The 25,931-nt window shown below is 68.8% G+C and carries 27 protein-coding genes and 4 tRNA genes; 19 read left to right on the top strand and 12 right to left on the bottom strand.

What is annotated here, in order from left to right:
* Nucleotides 1-23 precede the first annotated feature (23 nt).
* Both AC069H_RS19990 and AC069H_RS19985 read right to left on the bottom strand, forming a co-directional pair.
* Nucleotides 24-1,550 (bottom strand): sugar transferase, encoded by a 1,527-nt coding sequence (locus AC069H_RS19990; protein WP_478233370.1) that lies wholly within the window; start codon nucleotides 1,548-1,550, stop codon nucleotides 24-26.
* Nucleotides 1,551-2,429: 879 nt separating this feature from the next.
* Nucleotides 2,430-2,501 (bottom strand) — tRNA-Val (locus AC069H_RS19985).
* Nucleotides 2,502-2,901: 400 nt separating this feature from the next.
* Here AC069H_RS19985 and AC069H_RS19980 point away from each other — a divergent pair.
* From AC069H_RS19980 to AC069H_RS19965, 4 genes are all read left to right on the top strand, one after another.
* Complete coding sequence (locus AC069H_RS19980; RefSeq protein WP_005159130.1) at nucleotides 2,902-3,327, top strand: SsgA family sporulation/cell division regulator; 426 nt, start codon at nucleotides 2,902-2,904, stop codon at nucleotides 3,325-3,327.
* 135 nt (nucleotides 3,328-3,462) lie between these two features.
* Nucleotides 3,463-3,535 (top strand) — tRNA-Gly (locus tag AC069H_RS19975).
* A 25-nt stretch (nucleotides 3,536-3,560) separates the two neighbouring features.
* A tRNA-Cys gene (locus AC069H_RS19970) sits at nucleotides 3,561-3,631 on the top strand.
* A 1-nt stretch (nucleotide 3,632) separates the two neighbouring features.
* Nucleotides 3,633-3,707 (top strand) — tRNA-Val (locus tag AC069H_RS19965).
* 189 nt (nucleotides 3,708-3,896) lie between these two features.
* On the opposite strand, the gene AC069H_RS19960 is transcribed toward AC069H_RS19965, so the two are convergent.
* Together AC069H_RS19960 and AC069H_RS19955 are read right to left on the bottom strand one after the other, a co-directional pair.
* Complete coding sequence (locus AC069H_RS19960) at nucleotides 3,897-4,268, bottom strand: hypothetical protein (protein WP_478233369.1); 372 nt, start codon at nucleotides 4,266-4,268, stop codon at nucleotides 3,897-3,899.
* A 65-nt stretch (nucleotides 4,269-4,333) separates the two neighbouring features.
* Nucleotides 4,334-4,666 carry a hypothetical protein gene (locus AC069H_RS19955; RefSeq protein WP_478233368.1) on the bottom strand — a complete coding sequence of 111 codons (333 nt, stop codon included), beginning with the start codon at nucleotides 4,664-4,666 and terminating at the stop codon, nucleotides 4,334-4,336.
* 120 nt (nucleotides 4,667-4,786) lie between these two features.
* Here AC069H_RS19955 and AC069H_RS19950 point away from each other — a divergent pair, with 120 nt between their 5' ends.
* Genes AC069H_RS19950 through AC069H_RS19940 form a run of 3 tightly spaced genes read left to right on the top strand, consistent with a single transcriptional unit; the run spans nucleotide 4,787 to nucleotide 5,608 of the window.
* Nucleotides 4,787-5,083 (top strand): hypothetical protein, encoded by a 297-nt coding sequence (locus AC069H_RS19950; RefSeq protein ID WP_478233367.1) that lies wholly within the window; start codon nucleotides 4,787-4,789, stop codon nucleotides 5,081-5,083.
* Entirely contained in the window at nucleotides 4,992-5,474 is a 483-nt protein-coding gene (locus AC069H_RS19945; RefSeq protein ID WP_478233366.1) for a DUF6262 family protein, read from the top strand. The genes AC069H_RS19950 and AC069H_RS19945 overlap by 92 nt, the downstream gene beginning before the upstream one ends.
* Nucleotides 5,414-5,608, top strand: coding sequence for a hypothetical protein (locus tag AC069H_RS19940; protein ID WP_478233614.1), 195 nt, complete (start codon nucleotides 5,414-5,416; stop codon nucleotides 5,606-5,608). The genes AC069H_RS19945 and AC069H_RS19940 overlap by 61 nt, the downstream gene beginning before the upstream one ends.
* Nucleotides 5,609-5,658: 50 nt before the next feature.
* Here AC069H_RS19940 and AC069H_RS19935 read toward each other — a convergent pair whose 3' ends face one another.
* Together AC069H_RS19935 and AC069H_RS19930 are read right to left on the bottom strand one after the other, a co-directional pair.
* Nucleotides 5,659-6,594, bottom strand: a complete 936-nt coding sequence (locus tag AC069H_RS19935; RefSeq protein ID WP_478233365.1) for an alpha/beta fold hydrolase — start codon at nucleotides 6,592-6,594, stop codon at nucleotides 5,659-5,661.
* 87 nt (nucleotides 6,595-6,681) lie between these two features.
* Nucleotides 6,682-7,044, bottom strand: a complete 363-nt coding sequence (locus AC069H_RS19930; protein WP_478233364.1) for a class I SAM-dependent methyltransferase — start codon at nucleotides 7,042-7,044, stop codon at nucleotides 6,682-6,684.
* Nucleotides 7,045-7,114: 70 nt separating this feature from the next.
* Here AC069H_RS19930 and AC069H_RS19925 point away from each other — a divergent pair, with 70 nt between their 5' ends.
* Nucleotides 7,115-7,552: a MarR family winged helix-turn-helix transcriptional regulator gene (locus AC069H_RS19925; RefSeq protein ID WP_478233363.1), complete on the top strand. Its 438-nt coding sequence runs from the start codon at nucleotides 7,115-7,117 to the stop codon at nucleotides 7,550-7,552.
* The gene (locus AC069H_RS19920; protein ID WP_478233362.1) at nucleotides 7,549-8,640 is read left to right on the top strand and encodes a flavin-containing monooxygenase; all 1,092 of its coding nucleotides are present in this window, start codon (nucleotides 7,549-7,551) and stop codon (nucleotides 8,638-8,640) included. Before AC069H_RS19925 ends, AC069H_RS19920 begins: the two co-directional genes overlap by 4 nt.
* A gap of 116 nt (nucleotides 8,641-8,756) precedes the next feature.
* Here AC069H_RS19920 and AC069H_RS19915 read toward each other — a convergent pair whose 3' ends face one another.
* From AC069H_RS19915 to AC069H_RS19895, 5 genes are all read right to left on the bottom strand, one after another.
* Nucleotides 8,757-9,107 carry a hypothetical protein gene (locus tag AC069H_RS19915; protein ID WP_478233361.1) on the bottom strand — a complete coding sequence of 117 codons (351 nt, stop codon included), beginning with the start codon at nucleotides 9,105-9,107 and terminating at the stop codon, nucleotides 8,757-8,759.
* A gap of 213 nt (nucleotides 9,108-9,320) precedes the next feature.
* Complete coding sequence (locus AC069H_RS19910) at nucleotides 9,321-10,145, bottom strand: SAM-dependent methyltransferase (RefSeq protein ID WP_478233610.1); 825 nt, start codon at nucleotides 10,143-10,145, stop codon at nucleotides 9,321-9,323.
* Between the two features lie 116 nt (nucleotides 10,146-10,261).
* Complete coding sequence (locus AC069H_RS19905; RefSeq protein ID WP_478233360.1) at nucleotides 10,262-10,420, bottom strand: hypothetical protein; 159 nt, start codon at nucleotides 10,418-10,420, stop codon at nucleotides 10,262-10,264.
* Nucleotides 10,417-11,445, bottom strand: coding sequence for a Rieske (2Fe-2S) protein (locus tag AC069H_RS19900; RefSeq protein WP_478224479.1), 1,029 nt, complete (start codon nucleotides 11,443-11,445; stop codon nucleotides 10,417-10,419). The genes AC069H_RS19905 and AC069H_RS19900 overlap by 4 nt, the downstream gene beginning before the upstream one ends.
* 83 nt (nucleotides 11,446-11,528) lie before the next feature.
* Nucleotides 11,529-12,419 (bottom strand): MerR family transcriptional regulator, encoded by an 891-nt coding sequence (locus AC069H_RS19895; RefSeq protein ID WP_478233359.1) that lies wholly within the window; start codon nucleotides 12,417-12,419, stop codon nucleotides 11,529-11,531.
* A gap of 423 nt (nucleotides 12,420-12,842) precedes the next feature.
* Between AC069H_RS19895 and AC069H_RS19890 the strand changes: the two genes are divergently transcribed.
* From AC069H_RS19890 to AC069H_RS19860, 7 genes are read left to right on the top strand one after another with little or no spacing between them, the layout of a single operon-like run.
* Complete coding sequence (locus AC069H_RS19890) at nucleotides 12,843-13,943, top strand: polyprenyl synthetase family protein (protein ID WP_478233358.1); 1,101 nt, start codon at nucleotides 12,843-12,845, stop codon at nucleotides 13,941-13,943.
* Nucleotides 13,940-15,457, top strand: coding sequence for a phytoene desaturase family protein (gene crtI / locus AC069H_RS19885; RefSeq protein ID WP_478233357.1), 1,518 nt, complete (start codon nucleotides 13,940-13,942; stop codon nucleotides 15,455-15,457). The genes AC069H_RS19890 and crtI overlap by 4 nt, the downstream gene beginning before the upstream one ends.
* Entirely contained in the window at nucleotides 15,454-16,416 is a 963-nt protein-coding gene (locus tag AC069H_RS19880) for a phytoene/squalene synthase family protein (RefSeq protein ID WP_478233356.1), read from the top strand. The genes crtI and AC069H_RS19880 overlap by 4 nt, the downstream gene beginning before the upstream one ends.
* Nucleotides 16,417-16,758: a lycopene cyclase domain-containing protein gene (locus AC069H_RS19875; RefSeq protein WP_478233355.1), complete on the top strand. Its 342-nt coding sequence runs from the start codon at nucleotides 16,417-16,419 to the stop codon at nucleotides 16,756-16,758.
* Nucleotides 16,755-17,075: a lycopene cyclase domain-containing protein gene (locus tag AC069H_RS19870; RefSeq protein ID WP_478233354.1), complete on the top strand. Its 321-nt coding sequence runs from the start codon at nucleotides 16,755-16,757 to the stop codon at nucleotides 17,073-17,075. The genes AC069H_RS19875 and AC069H_RS19870 overlap by 4 nt, the downstream gene beginning before the upstream one ends.
* Entirely contained in the window at nucleotides 17,072-17,791 is a 720-nt protein-coding gene (locus AC069H_RS19865; RefSeq protein WP_478233353.1) for a class I SAM-dependent methyltransferase, read from the top strand. Before AC069H_RS19870 ends, AC069H_RS19865 begins: the two co-directional genes overlap by 4 nt.
* Nucleotides 17,788-19,317, top strand: a complete 1,530-nt coding sequence (locus AC069H_RS19860; RefSeq protein WP_478233352.1) for an FAD-dependent oxidoreductase — start codon at nucleotides 17,788-17,790, stop codon at nucleotides 19,315-19,317. Before AC069H_RS19865 ends, AC069H_RS19860 begins: the two co-directional genes overlap by 4 nt.
* Before the next feature lie 290 nt (nucleotides 19,318-19,607).
* Here the strand turns inward: AC069H_RS19860 and AC069H_RS19855 are convergent, their stop codons facing one another.
* On the bottom strand, nucleotides 19,608-20,843 hold the full coding sequence (locus AC069H_RS19855) for an MFS transporter (protein ID WP_478233609.1): 1,236 nt from the start codon (nucleotides 20,841-20,843) through the stop codon (nucleotides 19,608-19,610).
* Between the two features lie 181 nt (nucleotides 20,844-21,024).
* Here AC069H_RS19855 and AC069H_RS19850 point away from each other — a divergent pair, with 181 nt between their 5' ends.
* The 3 genes from AC069H_RS19850 (at nucleotide 21,025) to AC069H_RS19840 (ending at nucleotide 25,930) form a co-directional block, all read left to right on the top strand.
* Nucleotides 21,025-21,924, top strand: coding sequence for a hypothetical protein (locus tag AC069H_RS19850; RefSeq protein ID WP_478233351.1), 900 nt, complete (start codon nucleotides 21,025-21,027; stop codon nucleotides 21,922-21,924).
* Nucleotides 21,870-22,073, top strand: coding sequence for a hypothetical protein (locus tag AC069H_RS19845; protein ID WP_478233350.1), 204 nt, complete (start codon nucleotides 21,870-21,872; stop codon nucleotides 22,071-22,073). The genes AC069H_RS19850 and AC069H_RS19845 overlap by 55 nt, the downstream gene beginning before the upstream one ends.
* A gap of 155 nt (nucleotides 22,074-22,228) precedes the next feature.
* Complete coding sequence (locus AC069H_RS19840) at nucleotides 22,229-25,930, top strand: nitrate reductase subunit alpha (RefSeq protein ID WP_478233349.1); 3,702 nt, start codon at nucleotides 22,229-22,231, stop codon at nucleotides 25,928-25,930.
* The last annotated feature ends 1 nt before the right edge of the window (nucleotide 25,931 follow it).

Below are 25,931 nucleotides of genomic sequence, written 5' to 3'. Positions count from 1 at the left end.
GTGGGTCCGGTCACAGAAAAGCGTCAGTAGGCGCCTCGCCCCTGCACCACGGCACGGAAGGTCTTCCAAAGGATCACCAGGTCGAGGGCGAGCGACCAGTCCTCGACGTAACGCAGGTCGAGGCGGATGCTCTCCGCCCAGCTGAGGTCGCTGCGGCCGCTGACCTGCCAGAGCCCGGTCAGCCCCGGCTTGACGAGGAGACGGCGGCGCGCGTCGGGGGCGTACTTCGCGGTCTCCTCGGGCAGCGGCGGGCGAGGGCCGACGAGCGACATGCGCCCGCTCACGACGTTGAACAGCTGCGGCAGCTCGTCGAGGGAGTACCGGCGAAGGAGACCGCCGACCCGGGTGACCCTCGGGTCCTTCCGCATCTTGAACAACGGGCCCGCACCTTCGTTGTCCGCCTGGAGTTCCTGCTTGAGCTTGTCGGCGTTCGTGACCATCGTGCGAAACTTCAGCATCGTGAAGGCGTGGCCGTCGCGGCCGACGCGGCGCTGCCGGTAGATCACCGGGCCGCGGTCGTCGAGCTTGATCGCGACCGCGATCGCCAGCAGCAACGGCGAAACGAGAGTGAGGAGCAGGGCCGAACCGATTCGATCGAGCGCCTCCTTCACCAGCCGGCGGCCGCCGGTGAACATCGGCGCGGTGACCCGCAGCAGGGGCATGCCGAGCACGCCGGAGACGTTCAGCCGGGGACCGGCGACCTCCATCAGCATCGGCGCGACCACCATCTCGGCCGAGGTGCCTTCGAGATCCCAGGCGAGCCGCTGCAGGCGTTTCGGGTTCCAGTGCTGATCGGCGGTCACGGCGACCACCCGGTAGCCGCCGCGGCGGACATGGCCCGCGAGATCGTCGAGCTTCCCGACGATCGGCACGCCTTCCACCTCACCGCTCCCCCGTTCCGCACCGGCACCGGAATACGTGCAGACGGCTTCCACCCGCCAGCCGACATGAGGATCGGCCTTGGTGCGCGCGATGAGGTCGGCGACCGTGTCGGGACTTCCCGCGGCGAGCACTGGCAGGAGGCATTCACCGAGCCGCCTGCGCCGGTGCAGCACCTGTCTCAGCGCGTACCGCTGCAGCAACATGAAGACGGAGATCATCGGGACGACGATGAAGACCCACGGCTGCACGGCGAGCGCGCCGAAGAGCAGGCCGCCCAACGCGACCAGAACGGCGGTGGTCACCAGGCCACGCCCCAGCGTCCGGTACTCCTCCGCCCCCTCGCCCAGCACCCGCGGACTCCAGGCGCGGCAGACCGACAACCCGAACAGGAAGGCCGCGGCGGTCCCGAGCGCGTGCATGTCGTGTGGATCGGATCGATCGATCAAGAAGGCGCTCATCACGATGAGCACGAAAGCGGTGAAAACGTCACTACCGACGACCCATGCTCGGTACCGCGATTCCCACGCCGCGTAAGGCGGCCGCGCCGACGTCGTGCCGACCGCGACGGCTGCCCCCGCACCCCGTTGCGGGGGCAGCGGGATCGACTGAAGGTCGATGTGCTGCGGCGTCCCGTTGACGGTGGACGACGGCCGCACCGACTCTTCCATCAGACCTCCCGGAGTGGGGATTCCCGAACGCCGGATCAACACGCTGAGTAAATAAGAGCGATCTCGAAGAGTGATCGATTCTCGAGCTCTCTCAGCGGCCGATGGGGCGACACACGCCAAGGTATCGGCCACTCTCCGGCCATCGTTACAAGGATTTCCAGCCACAGCCTTGGCGGGCATCCGGCAAATGAATGCCGCGTTGATAACAACATGATGACGATGCGTAATAGACCGTATCCACCGAACAACTACTCAAAGTAGTCACGAATTCCCTGATTCGCGGCCACTTGGAGCACCGCGGCCCCGATCGGCCGATCAGCCCAGAAAACTCCACAGTGGACGGTTCGCGCGAGTCGACCTCCGGGCGGTCCTTTGTGGATTTCACGCCACCGGCGGGCGGCCACTCGCCAGGCGCGGCCACCGCGAGCCGACCTACCTTGTCAATCGGTCACCGGAGTGGCGTTTCGTCACATCACGTCAGCATCACGGCGGCCCCGTCGCGGCGGCCGGACGGGCGAGCCATCAGGCCATGTCCACATCACCTTCCCCATGGTCTGGACCTTTCGGCGGACACTTCGTGCCGAGGATCACAAAGATGTCTCAATGGTCCGACCATGCGACATTTCCACGGCGTGACGCAAGATATCCGATGAGTGTCCACACCGGCCGGAACGAGGTCCTTCGGAGATCTTCGAACCGTGGCGCCCCGACGGCCCGCGGCCACGCCGAGAGATTCGGCGGCACCGATGGCGCGGCGCGGGACGGCAGAAGTACCGCCCCCACATAACCCGCGTCCGACCTGGGGATCGAATGCCGCCGGACAGCTCACCCCGAGAATGAATCAAGGCCCCGGACCATCGGTCCAGGGCCTTCATCCGGTGGGCGATACTGGGATCGAACCAGTGACCTCTTCGGTGTGAACGAAGCGCTCTCCCGCTGAGCTAATCGCCCGCTCGCGGTGTTCCGGAGACTCTACCCCACGACTTTAGGGCGCCTGCAAACGGGTGGTTCCGTCCGACCACACTCCGCTCACCAGCAAATACGGAGCGAACAACCGCGAGCTAGCCGGGGCTTTCCCGGCAGGGGGCCGCCCGCGACGCGTTTCGACATTCGTGCGACGGTGCTATCGCGTGACGACTAAACCGCGCAGTATGTACATGTGGACTGCCTGCAGGACGCATGTAGGGCTGCGCGTCGCGCGGGTGATGATGGGGTGACGGAGGATGGCCCCGGGGTCTGATGACCCCGTCCGGGTGATCTGCGGCAAAACCGCGTTCCGATCAGCCGGCCGATGCGTCACATCATCGCCACTCGGTTCGACCGGGCCGGGAAGGAGACGAAGGGTAGGACGATGCGCAACGATCACGTGACGCTCCGCTCGACGGCGGTGTTCGACCTCCTGGCGCCGCGGACCCCCGCGGTTCCGGTCAAGGTGGAACTGCGATACGACACACGCGACCCGTACGCGGTCGTGGCCGCCTTCCGCACCGGCCGCGCCGGCTGGGTCGAGTGGGTCTACGCGCGCGACCTCCTCGCGGACGGCCTCCTGGCCGACGCGGGCGACGGCGACGTACGCATCCGCCCCTCCGTCGAAGACCCCGAGTCCGTCCTCATCGAACTGAACTCGCCGTCCGGGCACGCCATGTTCGAGGCGTCCGCTCAGGAGCTGGCCGACTTCCTCGACCGGACCTACGACGTCGTGCTCCCGGGCAACGAGCACCTGTGGGTCGACGTCGACGACGCCCTGACCCACCTGATCCCCAACGATCTGGCCTGATGACAGCCTTGCGAACAGCAAGTGGCACCCCGGTTGCAGGGCCGTTTTCGGGATCGGATAGTGTTCACACACACCACGGCGACGAGGTGAGGAACAGAACCACGAGGTTCTGAGCTTCAGCCGGACCGAGGATGTGCGGATGTAGCGCAGCTGGTAGCGCATCACCTTGCCAAGGTGAGGGTCGCGGGTTCGAATCCCGTCATCCGCTCGGAAGGCCCTCTCGGGCCTGACACGGTGGAGTGGCCGAGAGGCGAGGCAACGGCCTGCAAAGCCGTGTACACGGGTTCGAATCCCGTCTCCACCTCGCGCGATTAGCTCAGCGGGAGAGCGCTTCCCTGACACGGAAGAGGTCACTGGTTCAATCCCAGTATCGCGCACCATCTGTTTTCGCAGGTCAGAAGCCCTGCTCCTCCTCGGAGGGGCGGGGCTTCAGTCGTTCAATGGCGATGAAAAGGCGATGGCCTTCGGAGCCGTCTCCAACTGCCCATCACGGAACGTGGCGTGCAGGTGCGGGAACCACTCCCCCAGCTTCGTCCGCTCACTCGGGGTCAGCGCGACCAACGAGCCGATCACCGGGTCTCGAGCGCTTGCAGGATCTGACGTCGCATCAGCGGAGTCACATGGTCATAGACTCTCGCGATGCCCTTCATCTTCTGACCCAACCGCGCCCGACGAGCGACTTCGGGGATGCCGTCCTCGGCCAGCCAGGTGCTGTGACTGTGCCGTCCCTCGTGAAAGGTGAAGGTCGGAATGATCGGCTGCACCACTTCGGCCGACCGCGTGTGTTCAGCGTCGCTGCCGTCCCAGACCGGACGCCAGTGACGGTTGCGGAAGTTCGACCGCCGCAGCGGCGCGCCCTCAGCGCTGCAGAGCACGAACGGGAAGCTGTGGCTGTCGATCAGCTCTTCGTAGAACACCGCGATACTCGGCGGCAACTCCACGCTCCCAGTACCAGCCGGAGTCTTGGTTCGGCCCTTCTTCGCGCGGCCGCCCTGTCGGCGCGGTGTCACCGGACGAGTCGGTCGCGGGCCGAGATCAGCGAGCCGCGAGGTGTCGACCCGGCGCCCGCCTTTGAAAAGGCGAAGGTTGGGTCTCCGGCCGCCATCCCCGATGGGTCGACGGCTTGCCACCGCTGCTCGTCCCCATCCCAGTGATCGAAGACGGCCAGCAGAAGACCCAGCAGTTGCCGTTCGATCCTGCGCGTATCCGCCTGTATGCCTACCGCCACACCTACGCCCAACGGCACGCCGACGCCGGAGTTGCGGTCGATGTCCTGCGGGCACTCATGGGTCACCGCCAGATCGGGACCAGCCAGCAGTAATACCGCGTCGGTGAACAACGTCGCCGTGCGCTGCCGAGCGGGTTACCACGATGCAGTTCGACCGGCACGGCCACCGGATCTGGCGCCAAGCCAAAGCCCTGCTCGACTCCGAACGCGGCCGGCGGTGACGACTGCCCCGTGCGGTTCCGCTGTGTCGGCTGCGCCCACTTCAGCACCGACATCTCCTACCTCCCAGACCTCGAAACCTACCTGGCCGACTTGCTGCGCAGTCGCGAACGCTTGCTGGCCACGGTCAAGGTCGACGACTGGGCCAAGGCAGAAGCGATGCCCACCGACTCCGAGATCAGTCGAGTGCGCCTACTGATCGCCCGGGTCAAGGCCGATGTGGACGGTCTCACCGAGACTGAGCGCTTCCAGATCGAAGACGCCTCTCGATCGTTCGACGCAACCGCAGCACAGTCGTCGCGCTGGTGATGCCACGAGCTCGCCGGCCACTACCCGGCGTCCGACCGGAGCGCACCGCATGAGCAACGCGATGACCCACGGCAGGCGAGCCGACTCGGCACGCCGCCGGCAACGCGTCCTCAAGGCCCTCAACACAACCATCGCGTCGGGCGAGGAGATCAGCGTTTCCGCCCTTGCCCGGCAAGCCGGAGTGGACAGGTCGTTTCTCTGTCGCCACCCCGACCTGCTCGCGCAAATATATGCAGCACAAGCAGAACCCACCGAGATCACCGGTGGTCCGAGCGTGACGATGGGCAGGCGTCACGGGTCCGGCAGCTGGAGAAGAAGCTGTCCGAGCTCATGGGTGACCACGCCTGGCGCAAGTCCGGACTCGGCGCACCCGATGACATCGACCAAATGAAGCGGCGCATCACCGAACTTGAACAACAAGTCGTTGACCTCAAAGAAGACCTGGCCGAACGGGACCAAGAACTCGACGCCGCGAGAGGAGCAAACCGTGACCTCATCAACCAGCTCAACCGCACCGGACATTGATGCATGGTGCCTCACAGAGCGGAGGCTGCCCTTTGTGCGTTTTCAGACTGCTAGGAACACACCGAAGCGAGGTGTGCGAGGAGCAGGGCAGTTGTAGTCTCGGCGGCCTGTTCGGGAACGTTGTGCCCGATGCCCGCGAGGTTCTCCAGCCGGTATGGTCCGGTAACCCAGTTCCTGGTCGCGTCCACGCCCGACGGTGCGACCATGGGATCGTTCGTGCTCGCGATGAAGAGCGTGGGTACCGCAACCCGCTGCTCGTAGCCTGTGAAGTCGTTGGCCCTGTACCAGTTCAGCGCCGCGGTCAGGGCACCCGGCTGGGAAAGCCGCCGGAAATACTCCGCGCACTTCTCCGGCGCAACACCCGGCAGCTGGGGCGGCCCCGATGCGAGAATCGAGTTCTCCGGGATCGGAGCGGGCTGCCGGAAGAACTCCATGTACTTGGAGGCCTCCTGCTGCGCGGGATCGGTCCGCAGGGCCTCGGCGAAGGCACCGAGATGCGGCACGGAAACGGCGGTCAGCGACCGCACCCGGCGTGCGTACTTCGCCGCGGCAATCCAGGCGACCGCAGCACCCCAGTCGTGCCCGACCAGGTCGAAACTGTGCCAGCCAAGGGCATCGGCCATCGCCCGAACATCCCCAACGGCATGATCCAACTGATAGTTCTCGATCCCGGTAGGCCGTACGCCCGGCGAGTAGCCCCGCTGATCAGGCGCCACCGCTCGGTATCCGGCAGCAGCGAGCGCGCGCAACTGATGGTCCCACTCAATGCCGAATTCAGGGAAGCCGTGCAACAAGAGCACTTTCCGGCCATGCCGCGGCCCGGCGGCAACAGCGTCGAAAGTGCCGCCGGGAGTGGGAATCCGCAACGGCGTGATCCGCGGCAGCTCGGCTGCAGATGCCGTGTCCGCGATACCGAGAGACGCCGCAGCGACGGCAGCCGTGGCACTCAATTTGATGAAGTCACGACGAGAAGGAGAGATCGACATGCGGCCAGCCTGTCGAACGAGCGAGACGGACACCATCGGGGATGCCCCCGATGTCCATCATCGGGGATACCCCGATGGCCCGCTGGGCTAACCCCACCAATGGCCGGATTGCGTGCACACGACGGTGTCGAAGGACGACTCCGGGAACGGCAGGGCTTGTGTGTCGGCCTCCCGCAGGTCGACCTCGAGCCCGAGTTCCCTCGCCCGGGCTCCGGCGATCTCCAGCATGCCGGGGCTGAGGTCGACACCGGTCAGCCGCACCCCGGCCGGGTAGCAGGGAAAGTTGAGCCCGGTGCCGACCGCGACCTCCAGGACCTCACCGCTCGCCTGCCCGCACACCCACTCACGGCCACCGGCGAACTGCAGCCGTTCCATCACGCCGATGTCCCGGTCATAGCGTCCCGCGTACCGATCCCACCGCCTGCGCAACTCGGCATCGTCAAGCTTCACCGCCATCTCCTCCCAATTTACTGAACCGACTTCACTATGTAGGCTATACACGAATTGGGGAAGGGGTGACATGGCCGAGGACGCGGTCGGAGCGTTTGACAAGGCTTTCGAGCTGGCGGCGCGGCTGGGTGAGGCGATGCGGGTAGCCCTGGCCGACCGCGGCCTCACCTCCAGCCGCGCGGAGGTGATCTACGTACTCGCCCGGGACGGGGAACTGGTCCAGCGGGCCCTCGCCGACGCTTTGCGGTGCACACCCCGCCACGTCACCGGACTCGTCGACCAACTCGAGCAGGCAGGTCTGGTCCGCCGGCGGCCGCACCCGCGAGACCGGCGGGCGACGTCGGTGGCCCTGACCGCCGAGGGTGCCGCGACCGCGCGCTGGATGACCGCGAGCCGACACGACGCGGCGCGCGCGATCCTCGGTGACATACCGGAAGCCGACCTCGCGGCGTTCGTCCGCGTCGCGGACCTCATCCTGCACGGCGTCACCGCCCCCTCCACGTCGTGAACACCTACGACGTCGCCGTCATCGGCGGCGGCCAGGCCGGGCTCGCCATGGGACGGGAACTCGCCGAAGCCGGGCTCGGCTTCGTGATCCTCGACGAGGGCGATGCCGTGGGGCATACGTGGCGCGACCGCTGGACGTCCCTGCGGCTGTTCACACCCGCCCGCTACGCCGCACTCCCCGGGCTTCCGTTTCCCGCGGACCCGGAGTCCTATCCGGGCAAAGACCAGGTGGCGGACTACCTGACCGCCTACGCGGCCGGGATCGTCCCCGGCGGCCTTCCCGTCCGATCCGGCACCACGGTCACCGCCATGACCCGCGCAGGTCACGGCTTCGATCTCACCGCTACGACCGGTCCGGTCCGGGCACGCCAGGTCGTGGTGGCCACCGGGCCGTTCCAGAAACCGGCTATCCCCGCGTGCTCGACCGGGTCCGCCACCGAGGTTCTCCACCTACACAGCAGCGCCTACCGTGATCCCGCACCGTTCCGGGGCAGGCAGGTGCTGGTCGTCGGTGGCGGCAACTCCGGTTTCCAGATCGCCGCCGAACTGGCCGCCGCCCCCTCGGCCGGGCCGGTCACCCTGGCGATCGGGACACGCAACGCCTTTGTCCCGCAACGGATCCTGGGCCGCGACCTGTTCTGGTGGCAGACCCACACCGGCCTGATCACCGCACCCGCCACCTCACGTCGCGGCCGCTGGATGCGCCGCGGCGAAGGCACCGTCATCGGGCACCACCGCAAGTCCCTGGCCCGGCACGGCGTCACCTTCCGGTCTCGGCTGCTCCAAGCACACGGTCACACCGCCGTCTTCGCCGACGGACGGTCCGCCGAGATCGACGCTGTCGTGTGGGCGACAGGCTTCCGGCAAGACCACACCTGGGTTCACATCCCGGAAGCCCTCGACGGCGGACGCCTGCGCCATGACGGCGGCCTCACTCCGGTCGACGGCCTGTACGTTCTCGGCCTGCCGTGGCAGCGCACCGCCGGGTCGGCGCTGCTCGGTTTCGTCGGTCATGACGCCGCCCACCTGGCCCGGCACATCCGCGAGCAGCACCGGCGCCGGTTTGCGCGGCCCGTTCGTATTCGTTGATCAGGCCTCCGAGAAGCGGCTGTCGCCTGATCCGCTGAGAGCTGAGGTCCGCCACGGGGGTGGGTCGGCTGTGGTGGGCGAAGCTCGCGCGCCCGGTGCGGCCGTCGACCGTTGTACTACCGGACGTACTCGGCGAGCACGGCGCGCAGATGCCGCTCGCCCAGAATCGACATCCGGTCGGTGAGCTCGGTTCTGGCCGTGAGCACGAACCGTTCGGCGTAGCAGTTCGCCCGCGGGCAACGCGGAGGAACCCTTACCGCCTCGATACCGACGTCGGCCAGAACAGCGTCGAACGACACCGCGAACTGGCCGGCCCGATCACGGATGAGAAACCTGAACTCGTCGCCTCGATCACCAAGATCCAGCATGAGATCGCGAATCTGCTGAGTAGTCCACCGGCCGTCCGGATTCGTTGTCGTGCCCAGGACGTGGACGTAGCGGCTGCCGACCTCCAGCACGAAGAACACATAGATTCTCCCAGCGCTCCTCGGGCCGAGGTCCGCCCAAGTCCGAGCTGTCCTGGACTCCGCCCGCCGCCATCGATCCGATCGGCGCGCACCCAGCCAGGCTCCCGACGGATTCGCCACGTTCGAGGACGTCAGCGCGGCGAGCCGAGCCCGCAAGACCACGCCTGTTCGAATTCCTGGACAGCTGAACCAATTCAGGTCGGTCTCGGACTTTCAGTGGGTGCGCGCGACGCCGGCCAGGCCACGCGACCGGGCGGCGTCCTTGCCGGCGCCCGCGATGTCGGGGTGCCATTGAGGTAGCCACACCAGACCGGGCTCGACCAGCTCCAAGTCTCCGAAGAACTCGGCGATCTGCTCACGCGACCGCATGATCGCCGTGTGGTTGGTCCGGCGCCCGTACTCCTGCGCCACCTTCTTGCCCGCGTTCTGCGTCTCGACATCCTTCGGCGCGACATGAATATGCGACACCGCCAGGAAACTGCCCGGCGGCAGCATCGCGCGGTGGAACCCGAGCGCGGCGTGCGGATTCTGCTCGTCGGGCATGAAATGCAACAGGGCCACCAGCAGCAGCCCGATCGGCTGCGTCCGGTCGATCAGGCCCGTGTCGAGCACCCGATCCCACAGCAGACGCCGGTCGAAGAAATCGGCGTCCAGCGCGGCATGCCGGTTCGGGTCCGCGGTCTGCTCCAGCAGGATCTGCGCGTGCGCCCGGGCGATCGGCTCGTTGTCGATGTAGACCACCCGGCATTCACCCGGTGCCACCTCATCGGCGACCTCGTGCACATTGCCCTGCGTCGGCAATCCGGAGCCAATGTCCACGAACTGCCTGACCCCGTGCCCGACCATGAAACGGACAGCCCGGCCGAGGAACGCCCGATTCGCACGGGCGAAATCCCGGATCTCCGGCAGCACCGCGAGCTGCTGCTCGGCGAACGCCTGATCGACGGCAAAGTTGTGCGACCCGCCCAGCAGGTAGTCATAAACCCGCCCCACCGAGACCTTGTCCACCGACGCAGCCACACGGGCATCCTCATCCATGCTCATCGTGTACCCCAAGAGTTTTTCACCGAGGCGCATCAGTACCGGCACACTACCGGGTCCGGAACGGCTCGACGCCCACCGCCGGAGCGTCCACCACGTGCCACAGGTTCTCGTCACCCATCGACATGCCGCAGTTCGAGCAGCGGTTTCTGCACCGCGCCCAGCATCTGCCGATCGCCGGACGCCTCCCGGAACACCGGTACGGCCCGGTGAAGGTGCGGCCCCGCGGGGAGACCGGCGAGCCCGCACCCACGATCACGACGTCGGTTCATGCCCGGCCATCGGCGACGTCTCCCGCTCGCAAGGCATAGCGCCGCTCGGCGTAGGCGAGGTCGTCCCGCCAGAGACGCGCGGACGCACGGCGCATCAGGGGCCGCAGAGCCGGTGCGATCCGGGCGGCCTTGGCGAAACCGGGCCGGTCGGACGTGGCTATCGTCGCCTCGATCACGGCGGTACGCGGTCGTCCGTCGGGGCCGTTCCCGAGCGGCGTGGCATGGGTTTCGACCACGCTGCCCGCGCCTTCGCCGTCGACGATGGTCATCAGCACCGTGCGCGGCTCGGGGCAGGTGAACTCGGCGATCACCGGCACGCCCAGTTTCCCGGCGAGCCGGAAGGTCACTTCGACGACGAACTTGTCCTCGGCGCCGGTGACGTCGTTCCCTTGTGGAGCCGACAGGACCTTCAGCCGGGTGAACGAGTACGGATGGAACCACGCTCCGTGCCAAGGATCGAGCCGGTTCGCGACAACGTCCACCGGTTCGCAGGTCCCGGTCAGCGTCGCGACCGCGTCGATGGTGACGTCGCCTCGCGGACGGACGGGCACGATCGGCCGCTCCGTGGGGCTTTCACCACCGAAGCGGTCGAGGCGAACCCAGGCGAGCACTCCGTCGTCATGGGACGGCAGCCGTGACCAGCCCGGCCGCTCGGGCCCGATCCGCAATCCGTGCCACCGGCAGACCAACTCTCCACAATGGACACGAGCCTGGTCGAGCGGAGCACCGAGATGCGGGCAGGCACCCGGGCCGATGACCAGGTCACCATCCGGACCACGCCAGGCCACCAGTTCCCGGCCACCGGCGCGCAGACCCAGTGGCTGATCCGCGCCGATCTCACGACTGGCCGCGACGACGAACCAGTTGCCCGCCGGACGGGCGTCGGCGCGTTTGACCGCGGCGTCGATCAGCGCGGGGCGGCATTCGCGGTAGGTCGGTTCCTGCCGGGCCCAAGCCGGTTCCCGGAACGGCTGGACCGGCCACTTCGCCGGCCAGCGCTCGACCACCTGCCGCCTGAGATCCACCGGAAACCCTCCTGCCGCGCGTCCTCTGCCGGAACGATCCATGCCCAGCAATCCTCAGGCACTTGAAGCGATCTCGCAACGGTTCAGGTTCTGAAGCGGGCGGCGGCGACCTCCAGCGCGGTGGTCAGATCGTTGACCCAGGGCGCGCCACGAACGTTGAGGCCCTCCCAGCCGGGACCGGCGACGACGACCTCGGACCCCTGCCGCTGCAGACGCTCACACAGCAGGACGTCGACGGTACTGGCGGACATCGACCACAGGACCACCAGCACCGGATCCATTCTGGCCGCCAGACCGGCCAAGGTCTCCGCGGGCACCATTTGACCGAGGTAGACGGCGGGGACACCGATCTCCGCCAGGGACGCCCGGAGAACCTCGACCGGCAGGCTGTGCCGCTCCTCCGGGCAACAGGCGATGAGTACTCCGCGTTCAGACGGCGCGGTGGTGAATCGGGCGACGTAGCGTTGCAGTGCCAGGGAAACCTCGGTGGTGAGCGCCCATTCCGACTCGAAACACACGTCACCCCGGGACCAGCGGCCTCCGAGGCCACGCAGGATCGGCAGCAACACGTCGGCCCACGTCGCCGCCGCGCCGACCGCGTCGAGGGTCTCGTCCAGCAACGCCGCGATGGAAGCGAACTCGAGGTCTTCCGCGGCCTGCTCGAGTTCGTCGACCAGCCTGTCGACGGGTACGTCCGGGACCGTCTCACCGGTACCGGAGAACGCCGCCGCGGCCGCCTCGCGGGCGGGAATCCCCCGGTCGATCAGCCGCTGCATATGCTGCAACCTGCGAACATCCGCGTCCGAGTAACGGCGATGACGCCCGCCTGCGCGAAGGGTGGGGCCGACCCCGTAACGCGAATCCCAGGTCCGGAGCGTGACCGGCGAGACGCCCAGCATCTCGGCGACCTTGCCGGGGGTCCACGAACCGCCGGCTCGGGGGCCGCCAAGGCCGCTCATCTCGTCGACGTCCATCCGTTCCACATTTCCGGTGCCAGTGCTCGCTCACAGGGCTATCACTGCGGGCAGCTTACGAGGTCACCGGACGTGGGCAGGCGCATACCGTCCCCGGAACGAAGAACGCCCGGCGGCGCCACGGAGGGGCCCAAGGGAAGGACCGGTCCACACCAGGCGCCGCCGGGCATCCGGAGCCAGGCGCGAGGGGCGCCGGGCTCCTGAGGGTGGCGGGGACCGGGCCACTCTCGTCCGCGAGACGGTCTTTCTTCGATCCGCGAGCGATCCGGGTTTGAGCCGGGAAATCCCGGGAAACCCAAGATTTCCTTGCCCTATCAGCCGACAGCGCTCGAGTTGCGGGCGTACCGCCGGATCCAGTAGACAAGGTACACCAGACGTGAAACGGTTATGAAACGAAATCACCGGATCGGCGGAGGGAAGGCGATGGCGTCGACAATGGCGGCGGGAACAGTGCCGTCGAAGGAGGCGCAGGTCGCCTGGCTGGACGCTTTGAGCGGGCGTTGTCTTGCCGAAGCCCACGGTTTCGTCGCAGCACGGGCCGCCGAGCACTTTTCCGGCCGTGGCGAGGGCGAACTCGCGGAAACCGTCCTCCCTCAGTTCCTCGCCGGAGGGAAATTCCTCCGGCCGATGTTCGCCTATGTCGGCTGGCGATGCGGAGGCCCGGAATCGGACGCCGCTCTACGGGCCGCGTCGAGCTTGGAATTGCTCCATTGTTTCGCGCTGGCGCAGGACGACGTCATGGACGCCTCGGCGCTGCGGCGGGGCCGTCCCGCGCTGCACGTGCGGTTCGCGCGGTGGCATGCCGAACAGGGGTGGAGTGGCTCCGCCGACCGGTTCGGCGAATCCGCGGCGACGCTCGCCGGTGACCTTTTCCTGGTCTGGTCGGAGCAGCTGCTCCGGGAGTCCGGTTTGGACGCGGAAACGCTGTCGCGCGGCTGGCCCAGGTACGACGCGATGCGCGCGGAGCTGGCGGTGGGCCAACTCGCCGATCTGGTGAACGACGCCCGGACTCTTCCCGGCTGGGACGCGCTGCTCGACGTGCTGCGCCGGAAGTCCGGCAACTACACCGTCCGCAGGCCGCTGGAGTTCGGCGCGGCGCTGGCGGGCTGCGGTCCGGACGTCATGGCCGCCCTCGCCGAGTACGGCGGCCTGGTCGGCGAGGCGTTCCAGTTCAAGGACGACCTGCTCGGTGTCTTCGGTGATCCCGAGGTCACCGGCAAACCCGCCGGCCAGGACCTCCGCGATCGCAAGGCGTCCAGCGTCGTGGTGCTCGCCGCGGAGATGGCCGACCGGCGGCAGCGTGACGAACTCGGCGAACTGCTGAACCTGACCACGGTCGACGACGACGCGGTGGCCCGATGGCGCGAACTGATCACGGCGACCGGCGCACGCGAACGCCTCGGCGAACTCATCCGGGAACGTGCCGACAAGGCGCTCGCGGTCATCGACCCAGCCGTCGTCCCCCGACAGTCCGCGGACGCGCTGGCCGTCCTCGCCACCCGGTGCACGGAGCGCGACCAGTGAAAACGGTGCCCGGCCGGACGGACCGGATCGTCGTCGTGGGAGCGGGGTTGTCGGGGCTGGCGGCCGCGTTGCACCTGGCGGGTCGCGGTCGCGAGGTCACCGTCCTCGAACGCGACCCGGGCCCCGGTGGCCGCGCGGGGCGCGTCGAACGCAAGGGCTATCTGCTCGACACCGGCCCGACGGTGCTGACCATGCCGTCGATCCTGCGGGACACCTTCGGCGCCGTGGGCGCCGAACTGGACAAGGAACTGCCGCTCACCCGGCTCGACCCGGCCTACCTGGCACAGTTCGCCGACGGCAGCACCCTGCCCGTGCACACCGACGCCGCGGCGATGACGGACGCGGTACGCGAGTTCGCCGGGCCTGCCGAGGCCGCGGGCTACCTCCGGTTGCGCGACTGGCTGACCCGGCTCTACCGCACCGAGTTCGGCCGGTTCATCGACTCGAACATCGACTCACCGCTGGGCATGCTCAACCCGGATCTGGCCCGTCTGGTGGCGCTGGGCGGATTCCGGCGGCTGGACCCGAAGATCGGGTCTTTCCTGTCCGACGAGCGGCTGAAGCGGGTGTTCACCTTCCAAGCGCTCTACGCGGGCGAGTCGCCCATGCGGGCGCTCGCGCTGTACGCGGTCATCTCCTATATGGACACTGTCGGCGGCGTGTACTTCCCTCCCGGCGGGGTCGCGGCACTGCCCCAGGCGCTCGCCCGGGTCGCCGCCGAGAACGGCGTCACCTTCCACTACGGCGACCCCGTGCGCACGCTCGAACGCGACGGCAGCCGGATCCACGCGGTCCGCACTGCCGCCGGCGAACGCCATCCGTGCGACGCCGTCGTCCTCACGACCGAGCTGCCCGAGAGCTACCGGCTGCTCGGCCGAGCTCCGACGCGGCCTGTTCCGCTGCGGCCCGCGCCGTCGGCGCTGATCCTGCACACCGGCGGCCCCGATACCCGGCCCGATGTCGGGCACCACACCATTTCCTTCGGACACGGGTGGCGCTCGACCTTCGACGAACTCATCACCACCGGCCGCCGCATGAGCGACCCGTCCCTGCTGATCACCCGGCCGACCGCGACCGATCCGGGCCTCGCACCGCCGGGCCGTCAGCTCTACTCGATCCTCGCGCCGGTCCCGAATCTCGACCGGGGCCCCGCGGATTGGGCCGCCGAAGCCGGACCGTACGCGGACGAGATCCTCGCCGTCGCGCGGCAGCGGCTCCTGCCGGATTTCGAACCCGAGTTCACCGAGGTCATCAGCCCCGCCGACTGGGCCGACCGCGGGCTCGTGGCCGGAACCCCCTTCGGCTACGCCCATTCCTTCGTCCAAACCGGACCGTTCCGGCCCCGAAACCTCCCACGTGGCACCGAAAACGTCGTCCTCGCCGGAGGTGCGACGGTGCCGGGAGTGGGCGTGCCGACCGTGCTGATCTCCGGCAGGCTGGCCGCCGACCGGATCACCGGCGTGCCCGGACGCCGCTCGCGCGTCCTCGACCTGACCACGGAGGCGAGCCGATGACCCGACGCGAACTCGACGCCGCCGAAATCCACGACCCGAGCCTGCGAGCCGCGTACACCTGGTGCCGCGACATCAACGCCCGGCATGGCCGGACGTACTTTCTGGCGACCCGCATGCTGACCCCAGCGCAACGGCCCGCCGTCCACGCGCTCTACGGATTCGCGCGATGGCTGGACGACATCGTCGACGAGCCCGACGCGGACGCCACCCCGGAGTCCCTGGCCACACGACTGTCCGAAGTGGAGGATCGGTTTCTCGCCGAGCTGACCGCGGGGACCAGTGACGATCCCCTGCTGGCGGCGGTGATCGACACGGCGGCCAGGTACGAGCTGGAGGAACCGCTCTTCCGCGACTTCTTCACGTCGATGCGGATGGATCTGAGCGTCACCGACTACGCCACCAGACACGATCTCGACGATTACGTGCGCGGCTCGGCGGAGGTGATCGGCCTGCAGGTGCTCCCGATCCTCGGCGCCGTGGCTCCTCGCGAAGAGGCGGCACCGCGCGCCGCCGCGCTCGGCAAGGCCTTCCAGCTGACCAACTTCCTCCGCGACGTCGCCGAGGACTTCGCGCGCGGCCGGGTCTATCTGCCCGCCGACGAACTCAAGGAACACGACGTCGACCGCGAACGGCTCTCCTGGTGCGCCGAGCACGGCCGAGCCGACGTCCGCGTGCGGGCCGCGATCAAGGAACAGATCGCGGTGACCCGGCGCGTCTACGCCGAAGCGCGGCCGGGAATCGCGATGCTGCATCCGGTCTCACGCCCCTGCGTGGCCACCGCCGCGACCCTGTACGGGGAGATCCTCGACCGGATCGAAGACGCCGGCCACGACGTCTTCGCCGGCCGGGCGACGGTGTCCCGGCGCCGCCGGCTCGGGGTCGCCTGTGGCGCGCTCGCCCGTTCACAGTGGGCTCGGACGCGGCATCCCGCCCCCGCTCCCCCGTCGGCGGTGGGTTGAGTGGGCAAGGTCGAATACCTGGTCGTACTGGCGGCATGCGTCCTGGTGACGCTCCCGTTGGAAATCGCGGGCGCCCGCGTCTACCGGCAGCCGAAACGCCTCGCCCGCGCGCTGCTCCCGGTGGCCGTGGTCTTCCTCGTCTGGGACGCGCTGGCGATCGCCGGTGAGGTCTGGAGTTACGCGCCCGAATTCGTCACCGGCGTCCGCGCCCCGTTCTCCCTTCCGCTGGAAGAGATCCTGTTCTTCGTCGTGATCCCGATCTGCGGGGTGCTGACCTACGAAGCGGTCCAGCTCACCCTCACCGCGGTCCGGCGCCGAGGGAAACAGGTGGTCCGGCGATGATCCCTTGGGGTTACACCGTTCCGGCCGTCGTCTCGGTGATCGTGGTCGTACTGTTCGAGCTCGCCGTGCTGAAGACCGGGCTGTTCCGCAAACCCGCCTACTGGCTCACCATGGCGATCGTCACCGGCTTCCAGATCCCCGTCGACGGCTGGCTGACGAAGCTGTCCTCGCCGATCGTCCTCTACGCGCCCGAACACATCACCGGCTGGCGGTTTCCCTGGGACATCCCGGTCGAAGACTTCCTCTTCGGCTTCGCGATGGTGACCGCCGTACTGCTGCTGTGGGAACGAGCCCGAGCACAAGAGGAGGCGCGATGAACGCCATGGCGCGGGACGGTTTGCCGCGCGATACCGTGCCTTCGGCCTTCGACACCGAAGCCCGGTTCTACGACCGCCTCGTCGGCGCGAATCCCGGCTACCACGAACACTTGCGCCTTTCCGCCCGGCGGCTCGCCGCTCCTGGACCGCGGGTGCTGGACGCCGGCTGCGGAACCGGCGCGTCCACGGCGGCCCTCCTGTCCATGCTGCCGAACGCCCGGATCACCGCCTTCGACGCGTCCGGCGAGATGCTGGAGCGAGCCCGGAGCAAGACCTGGCCCGACAGCGTCGAATTCGTGCACACACCGGTCGAGGAGCTGGCCGGGATCCACGGTCCGTTCGACGGCATCCTGGCGGCGTACCTGCTGCGTAATCTCATCGACCCGACCACGCAGCTGCGACGGCTTCGCGGGCTGCTCCGGCCGGGTGGGCGGATCGCGGTGCACGAGTACTCCGTCCGCGATTCCCGGCGCGCCCGCTGGGTCTGGAACGCCGTCTGCGCGGGTGTGATCATCCCGCTCGGGAAGCTCACCACCGGCGACGCCACGCTCTACCGTCATCTCCGCCGCAGTGTCCTCGAGTTCGACGGCGTCACCTCACTCGCCCGGCGCCTCACCGACGCCGGCTTCACCGGCGTCCACACCGCGACCGTCGGCGGCTGGCAGCGGGACATCGTCCACACCGTCGTCGGCACCGCGCCCTCGGAGACGGTGTGACCGGCCCCAGGGACCCCCGCCGCGTCACCCGGCCGGCCCCGCCAGGGCTGGCCGACGCCGGACTGCTCGGACGGCGTCCCACCGCCGCGATCGTGGGCGGCGGCATCGCCGGGCTCACCGCGGCTACCGGACTGGCCGAACGCGGCGTCGCCGTCACCGTCTTCGAACGCGAGGGCCATCTCGGCGGCCGGGTCGGTGGTTGGCGGGAACAGCTGGCGGACGGCACCGCGGTGACCATGAGCCGGGGTTTCCACGCGTTCTTCCGCCAGTACTACAACCTGCGCGCCCTGCTCGCGCGCACCGATCCGCGGCTGGACCGGCTCACCCCGCTGACCGACTACCCGCTGCTGGACGCACACGGCCGCATCGACACCTTCGCCGGGCTTCCGCGCACCCCGCCGTGGAACGCGGTGGCGTTCGCCTGGCGTAGCCCGACCTTCACCCGCAAGGATCTGCTGCATCTCAGCGGCCGCGAGGCGTTGCCGCTGGCGACGGTCAGTGTGCCGGAGATCTACCACCGGCTCGACCGCACCGACGCCTCGACCTTCCTCGAAGCGATCAACTTCCCGCCCGCCGCCAAGCACCTCGCGTTCGAGGTCTTCTCCCGCAGCTTCTTCGCCGACCCGCGCGACCTGTCGGCCGCCGAGCTGGCGACCATGTTCCACCTGTATTTCCTGGGCTCCAGCGAAGGCCTGGTCTTCGACGTACCGACCGAGCCGTTCCCCCAAGCGCTCTGGGACCCGCTCGCGAGCTATCTCACCGGCCGCCGCACCGACATCCGCACCGGCACGACGGTGACCGGCCTCGGCCGGACCCCGGAAGGTTTCGCCATCGAATCAGGCGGCCGGACAGAGAACTTCGACGGCGTGGTCCTCGCCTGCGACGTCTCCGGGCTGCGCGAAATCGTCGCCGCTTCACCGGGTATCGGCACCGAGGCCTGGCGAGCCGACGTCGGCGGTTCGCGTACCGCCCCGCCCTTCCTGGTCCGGCGGCTCTGGCTCGACCGCCCGGTCGAGTCGCATCGTTCACCGTTCCTCGGCACCGGAAGCATCCCGCCGCTGGACAACATCAGCCTGCTCGACCGGTACGAGGGAGAAGCCCGGCGCTGGGCCGCCCGCACCGGCGGATCGGTCGTCGAACTGCACGCCTACGCGGCCACCACCGAGGACTCGAGCGGGTTGGAAAAAGCACTGGAAAGCCGCCTCCACGAGATCTACCCGGAGACCCGGGAAGCTCGCGTCGTCGGCGAGATCACGTTGTGGCGCGAAGACTGCCCGCTGTTCGGCGTCGGCGACTTCGCCCGACGGCCCACGGTGGAAACCCCGGACCCCGCCCTCGCGCTCGCGGGCGACGGCATCCGGATCGACCTCCCGGTCGCCCTCATGGAACGCGCGGCCGCCACCGGCTGGACCGCGGCGAACACCCTTCTCGGGCACTGGGGCCTTGCCGGGCACCCGATCCGGTCGGTCCCCAACCACGGCCGGATCCGTCTGCTGAACCGGCTGGCCGCCTCGAAGTCCGACTGAACGCCTATGGCGCGTCTGATAGTCCTCTGCGGTGGCGAGCGGGAATCAGTGTGGTGCCTTCGCGATGCGGAGCGAAGCCCCCGTACTGGACCGTGCTCGGGCCTTGCGACAGCGCCCCGCGGCTCTCCCGGGTGGCAGTGCCGGAGCATGACTTTCGCCGTTGACTTGGCGGAGTGATCTGGCTGCACCGCAGAGGACGCCGTGCCCTGGCTCCTTGGCCGGGATGGGTGTCGGCGAGGCACTGACATCGGACCCCGGAGCGCCGAGGGCACGAGTTCGTGCCCGTTCTGTCAGCCACACGACTCGAACTGCTCGGCCTCACGCTCGGCGATCGCACCACGCACGGCGGTCGCGGTGAAGGCCAACGCGGCGGCGGCGACAGCGGCCAGAGCGGCCAGGCCCAGTGCGTACGAGCCCAACGCGCCGTACAGGGCGCCCATCACCAGTGGCGGCACGAATCCGCCCAGACCACCTGCTGCGCCGACGATCCCGGTGACCGAACCGACCTTGTTCCCCGGTGCCAGCAGCGCGACGAGCGCGAAGACCGCGCCACTGCCGGCGCCGAGCGCGGCGGCCATGGACAGGAAGGTGATCGTGCCGACCGGCATCAGGGCCGGGGTGAACGCCGTGACCGCGGCCGCGGCGGTGACCACCACGAAGACTCCGGCCAAGACCCGCACCGGTCCGATACGGTCGGACAGCCACCCGCCCACGGGGCGCATCAGCACGGCCAAGAGCACGAAGCCGGCCATCCGGTTGGCAGCGTCGGCCTGCGTAAGCCCATAGGCAGCCTTCAGATAGGCGGGCAGATAGACGGAAAACGCCACGTAGCCACCGAAGGCGACCGCGTACAGCGCCGATGCCTGCCACGTGATGGGCAGGCGAGCCGTGTCGGCCAAGCGGCGGACGGCGGACTCGGTCGGCACCGTCCGGCCTGGTGCGTCCCGCAGCAGCAGGAACGCGGTGACGGCGTAGAGGGCCAGTACGACGGCGGTGAGCACGAACGGTGTCGCCGCTCCGCCGGCGTCCACGAGCGGCACGGTGGTCAAGGCACTGATCGCGGTACCCCCCATGCCCGCCCCGAACACGCCGATCGCCAGTCCACGTCGCTGTGGCGGGAACCAGGCGTTGACGAACGGCACCCCCACGGCGAACGCGGTACCGCCGATGCCGAGGAAGAATCCGCCGACCAGCAGGGCCGCCAGCGAGGTATCCCCCACCAGGCCGAGGAAGAGCACCGGCACGATCGTCGCCGCCGAGACCAGCGGGAACATCACGCGTCCGCCGTACCGGTCGGTCAACGCACCAACGGGGATCCGCCCGACCGAGCCGACCACGACCGGGACGGCGACCAGCAGCGCCTGCTGGAACGCGCTCAGCCCGAGGTCCTCTTTGAACAGTGGGCCGAGTGGGCTCAGCAACGCCCACGCCCAGAAGTTCACCGCGAAACCCACGGTCGCGATCGCCAGCATGAGCATCCGCCGACCGGCCGGTGGTCCGCCGTCGTTCTCGTCCTTGTTGCCCATGGCCGGATCCGTACCCGGCGTTGTCACGTGCGTCGTCATGTCGCCTCGGACGTTCTCGTCGTAAGTAGTGGACAGCTCAAGGATGCGAACCGAACCGGCGGATCGACAGAGATCGACGGTCCCGTCCTCGCGGGCCGAACGTCCCTTTCGGCGGAATCGCCGTCCGGCTTTCCTTGACGGCGTGGACGAAACACCTCGGACCGACCTCGCGCCACCGACCGCGGCGCGCCCGCGAGGGCCGTTGTTCGTGAGGGCCAACGCGGTGGTGCTGGGCTGGGTGGCCGTCGCCGTCGTGCTGTCGGCCGCGCACCAAGTGCTCGGCTTGCCGGGCTGGGTCGCGCTGCACGCCCTGCTGCTGGGTGCGGTCACCAACGCCATCTTGATCTGGTCCGAACACTTCGTGGTGACGCTGTGCCGCGCACCGGCCCCACCCGTCCGACGGGTGGCGGCCGGACTGATGGCACTGAACCTTTTCGTGGTCACCGTGCTCACCGGAGTCACCACGGACGTATCCGTGGTGACCGGTGCCGGTGCCGGTGCCGCGGGCGTCTGCGTGATCGCCGCCGTGCACACCGTTTTCCTGGTGCGTACCTACCGAAAGGCGCTTCAGCGCCGGTTCGGCCACCTCATCGGCTTCTACGCCTCGGCGAGCGTCGCGCTACTGGCCGGCGCCGTCACGGGTGCGGCGCTCGGCACCGGGGCCGCGACCCCGATCTGGTACTCGCGCCTGTGGGGTGCGCACGTCCACCTGACTTTGTTGGGCTGGGTGGGATTCGCGGTGCTGGGCACCCTGTTCACCCTGTGGCCGACCACGCTCGGCACCCGGATCGCCGACGGCACCGCTTCGGCGGCGCGTCGCGCGCTCCCGGTGCTGGCGGTGGGACTGGTCCTCACCGTGGACGGCATTCTCGCGGCGAGCCAATGGCTGACCCTCGCCGGTCTCGCGTGCTACGCCGCCGGTGTCACTGTTGCGATGATCCCGCTCGTTCGTGCGCTCGGCACCCGCCGTCCGCGAGGTCCGGCTGCTTGGATGCCGGCCGCCGCCATCGGCTGGACGGCCGCGTCCTGGCCGCGAAGCTGATCCTGTTCACCCTGGTCATGGCCGCGGCGACCGTGCACGGCATCGCGCAGGCCAAGCGACGGCCCGCCGCCGCACGAGCCGCGTCCATCACCACGCTCGTCGGCTCGCTCGGCGTGATCCTGCTCACCACCGGCCTGGTCGAACAGTAGCCCGCCGGATGGCCCGGCAGGACGGGACCGAAGGTCCCTCCGTGCGGGACGTTCGCCTGGTGATCGGCGGGCCGCTCTCGCCGAACATAGGTGATGCCTTACCGGTCACCCGCCTCGGTCCCGGTGTCCGGATCACTCGAAGGAGCCGCGTCCCCGTGTCTTCCCATCCTGCCCCTGCGAACGACCACGTTCCCGGCCACGGGCCGCTGCTCGGTGCCCGTCGTTTCCTGACCAAGGAGACGGTCGGTGACCACGGCCGGACCCTCCACCAGATCGATTCCGGTGCCTGGGAGTCGTTCTACCGCGACCGATGGAGCTACGACCGGGTCGTGCGGTCGACCCATGGCGTCAACTGCACCGGTTCGTGCTCGTGGAACGTATTCGTCAAGGACGAGCTGATCACCTGGGAGCACCAGGCGACCGACTACCCGACCACTGGCCCGGACAGCCCGGACTACGAACCCCGGGGTTGTCCGCGCGGGGCGTCTTTTTCCTGGTATGAGTACTCGCCTTCCCGAGTCCGGCACCCCTACGTACGGGGCTCGCTGATCACGATGTTCCGGGCGGGGCTGCGGCGGTTCGGCGATCCGGTCGAAGCCTGGGCCGACATCGTCGAGGACCCGCGCAAGGCAGCCGTCTACAAAGGACAGCGCGGTCGCGGCGGGTTCGTGCGCGCGTCGTGGGACGAGGTGACCACCTTGGTCGCCGCCGCGCATGTGTACACCACCAAGGCCTACGGGCCCGATCGTGTCGTCGGGTTCTCACCGATCCCGGCGATGTCCATGGCGTCCTTCGCGGCGGGCACCCGCTACCACGCGTTGCTGGGCGGCACGCTGCTGTCGTTCTACGACTGGTACGCCGATCTGCCGATCGCCTCGCCCCAGGTGTGGGGCGACCAGACCGACGTCCCCGAGGCCGGCGACTGGTGGAACTCCACCTACCTGGTCATGTGGGGCTCCAACATCCCGGTCACCCGCACCCCGGACGCCCACTTCCTCGCCGAGGCCCGCTACCGCGGCACCAAGGTCGTCGCCGTCAGCCCCGACTACGCCGACAACGTCAAGTTCGCCGACGACTGGCTCGCCCCTCGGCCCGGCACCGACGGTGCGCTGGCGATGGCCATGGGCCACGTGATGCTCACCGAGTTCTTCCGCGACCGCCAGGTCCCCTACTTCACCGACTACGTGCGGTCCTACACCGACCTGCCCTTCCTGGTGACGCTTCGCGAACGGGAACCGGGCGTCTATGTCGCGGACCGGTTCCTCACCGCCGCGGACCTCGGCGACGAAGATCCTGGCGCTCGACACAAGACCGTTTTGCTCGACGACACGTCCGGTGCCCCGGTGGTGCCGGGTGGGTCGCTGGGATTCCGCTACCGCCCTGAGGGCGAAGGCCGGTGGAACCTCGACCTCGGCGACGTCGTGCCCGCGCTCGGCGTGCTCGATCACGCCACCGGACAGGTTCCCGTGGACCTCGCCCGGTTCGACATCGGCGAGACCGAGGGCGGCGCCACCATGCGCCGCGGTGTTCCGGTCAAGCGCGTGGGCGACCACCTCGTCACCGGCGTCTTCGACCTCATCATGGCCCAGTACGGCGTCCGTCGCGGCGACCTGCCCGGCGAATGGCCGACCGGGTACGACGACGCCGACGCCCCGCACACGCCCGCGTGGCAGGAGCGGCTCACCGGTGTTCCCGCGGCGATGGCGGCCAAGATCGGGCGCGAGTTCGCCCGCAACGCCGAGCGCAGCCGCGGCCGTTCCCTGATCGCGCTCGGCGCGGGCACGAACCAGTGGTTCCACTCGGACATGACCTATCGCGCCTTCATCGCGCTGGTCACGCTCACCGGCTGCCAGGGCGTCAACGGCGGCGGCTGGGCGCACTACGTCGGCCAAGAGAAGGCGCGGCCGATCACCGGGCAACAGCACATGAGCTTCGCCTTCGACTGGCAGCGACCGATGCGGCACCAGGCGAGCACCCCGTTCTGGTACCTGCACACCGACCAGTGGCGCTACGAGAAGGTGCCCGCCGACGAGCTCGCTTCGCCGCTGGGACAGGGACGGCTGGCGGGTATGGCGTTCGCCGACACCGTCGCGGCAGCTCAGCGCATGGGCTGGTCGCCGGGCCATCCGGCGTTCGACCGCAACCCGCTCGACCTCACCGACGAGGCCGCGGCCGCGGGCGTGAGCACGAGCGAGCACATCGTCTCAGAGCTGCGCGCGGGACGGCTCAAGGCCGTCGCCGACGACCCGGACGACCCCGCCAACTTCCCCCGCTGCCTGACCTTGTGGCGGGCGAACCTGCTCGGCTCCTCCGGCAAGGGCAACGAGTTCTTCATGAAGCACCTGCTCGGCGTGGATTCGCTGGCGTCGGCCGACGAGTGCGGTCCCGAGGAGCGTCCCCGTGACGTGGTGTGGCGGGACGAAGCGCCCACCGGCAAGCTCGACCTGCTCACCGCGATCGACTTCCGGATGACCAACACCGGCCTGCATTCCGACGTCGTCCTGCCCGCCGCCACCTGGTACGAGAAGCACGACATCTCCACCACCGATATGCACCCGTTCGTGCACGCGTTCTCACCCGCCGTCGCCCCGCCGGGTGAGGTGCACACCGACTACGACGCCTTCCTCTCCATCGCCGACAAGGTCAGCGAGCTGGCGGTCACCCACCTCGGTACCCGCCGCGACGTGCTCGCCGCGCCGCTGCAGCACGACACGCCCGACGAGCTCGCGACGCCGTCCGGCCGGGTCCGGGACTGGAAGCGCGGCGAGTGCGAACCGGTGCCGGGCGTGACGATGCCGAAGCTGGTCGAGATCGAACGTGACTACACGCTCATCGGCGCGAAGATGCGTGCCGTCGGCCCGTTGCTGGACAAGCTCGGCACCACGACCAAGGGCATCACCGTCGACGTCACCACCGAGCTGGAGTACCTGCGCCACCAGAACGGCGTCGTGCCCGACGGCCCGTTCGCCGGCCGTCCGTCACTGTCCACAGCGGACCGGATGTGCGAGGCGATCCTCGCGCTGTCCGGCACGACCAACGGCCGCGTTGCCCACGAAGGCTTCCAGCAACTGGAAAAGCGGACCGGTCACCAGTTCACCGACCTGATCGAGGGCCACGAAACCGATCACGTCACGTACGCGTCCACTCAGGAGGCGCCGCAGCCGGTGTTCACCAGCCCGGAGTGGTCCGGCTCGGAAAAGGGCGGGCGCCGGTACTCGCCGTTCACCATCAATGTCGAACGGCGCAAGCCGTGGCACACTCTCACCGGCAGGCAGCACTTCTTCGTCGAGCACGACTGGGTCGCCGAACTGGGCGAGCATCTGCCCGGCTACCGGCCGCCGTTGAACATGGCCCGGCACTTCGGAAAGCCCGGCGAACTCGCCGACGGCGGCGTGACCGTCCGGTTTCTCACTCCGCACGCGAAGTGGTCGATCCACTCGATGTACCACGACAACGAACTCATGCTCGCGCTCTCCCGCGGTGGTCCGGTGATCTGGATGAGTGTCGAGGACGCCGCCAAGATCGGTGTCGCCGACAACGACTGGGTCGAGGCCGTCAACCGCAACGGCGTGATCGTGGCCCGCGCCGTCGTCAGCCACCGGATGCCCGAGGGCACGGTGTTCCAGTACCACTCCCCCGAACGCACCGTGAACGTCCCGAAGACCGAGAAAAGCGGCAAGGGCAGGGGAAAGCGCGGCGGCTACCACAACTCGATGACCCGGCTGCTCATCAAGCCGACCCATCTCGCGGGCGGCCACGCCCAGCTGACCTACGCCTTCAACTACTACGGCCCCATCGGCAGCCAGCGCGACGAGATCACCGTGATCCGCCGCCGCGGCCAGGAAGTGGAGTACTGAC

The organism is Amycolatopsis sp. NPDC043887 (genome assembly GCF_056435665.1).
This window is presented reverse-complemented; position numbering and strand designations above follow the sequence as displayed.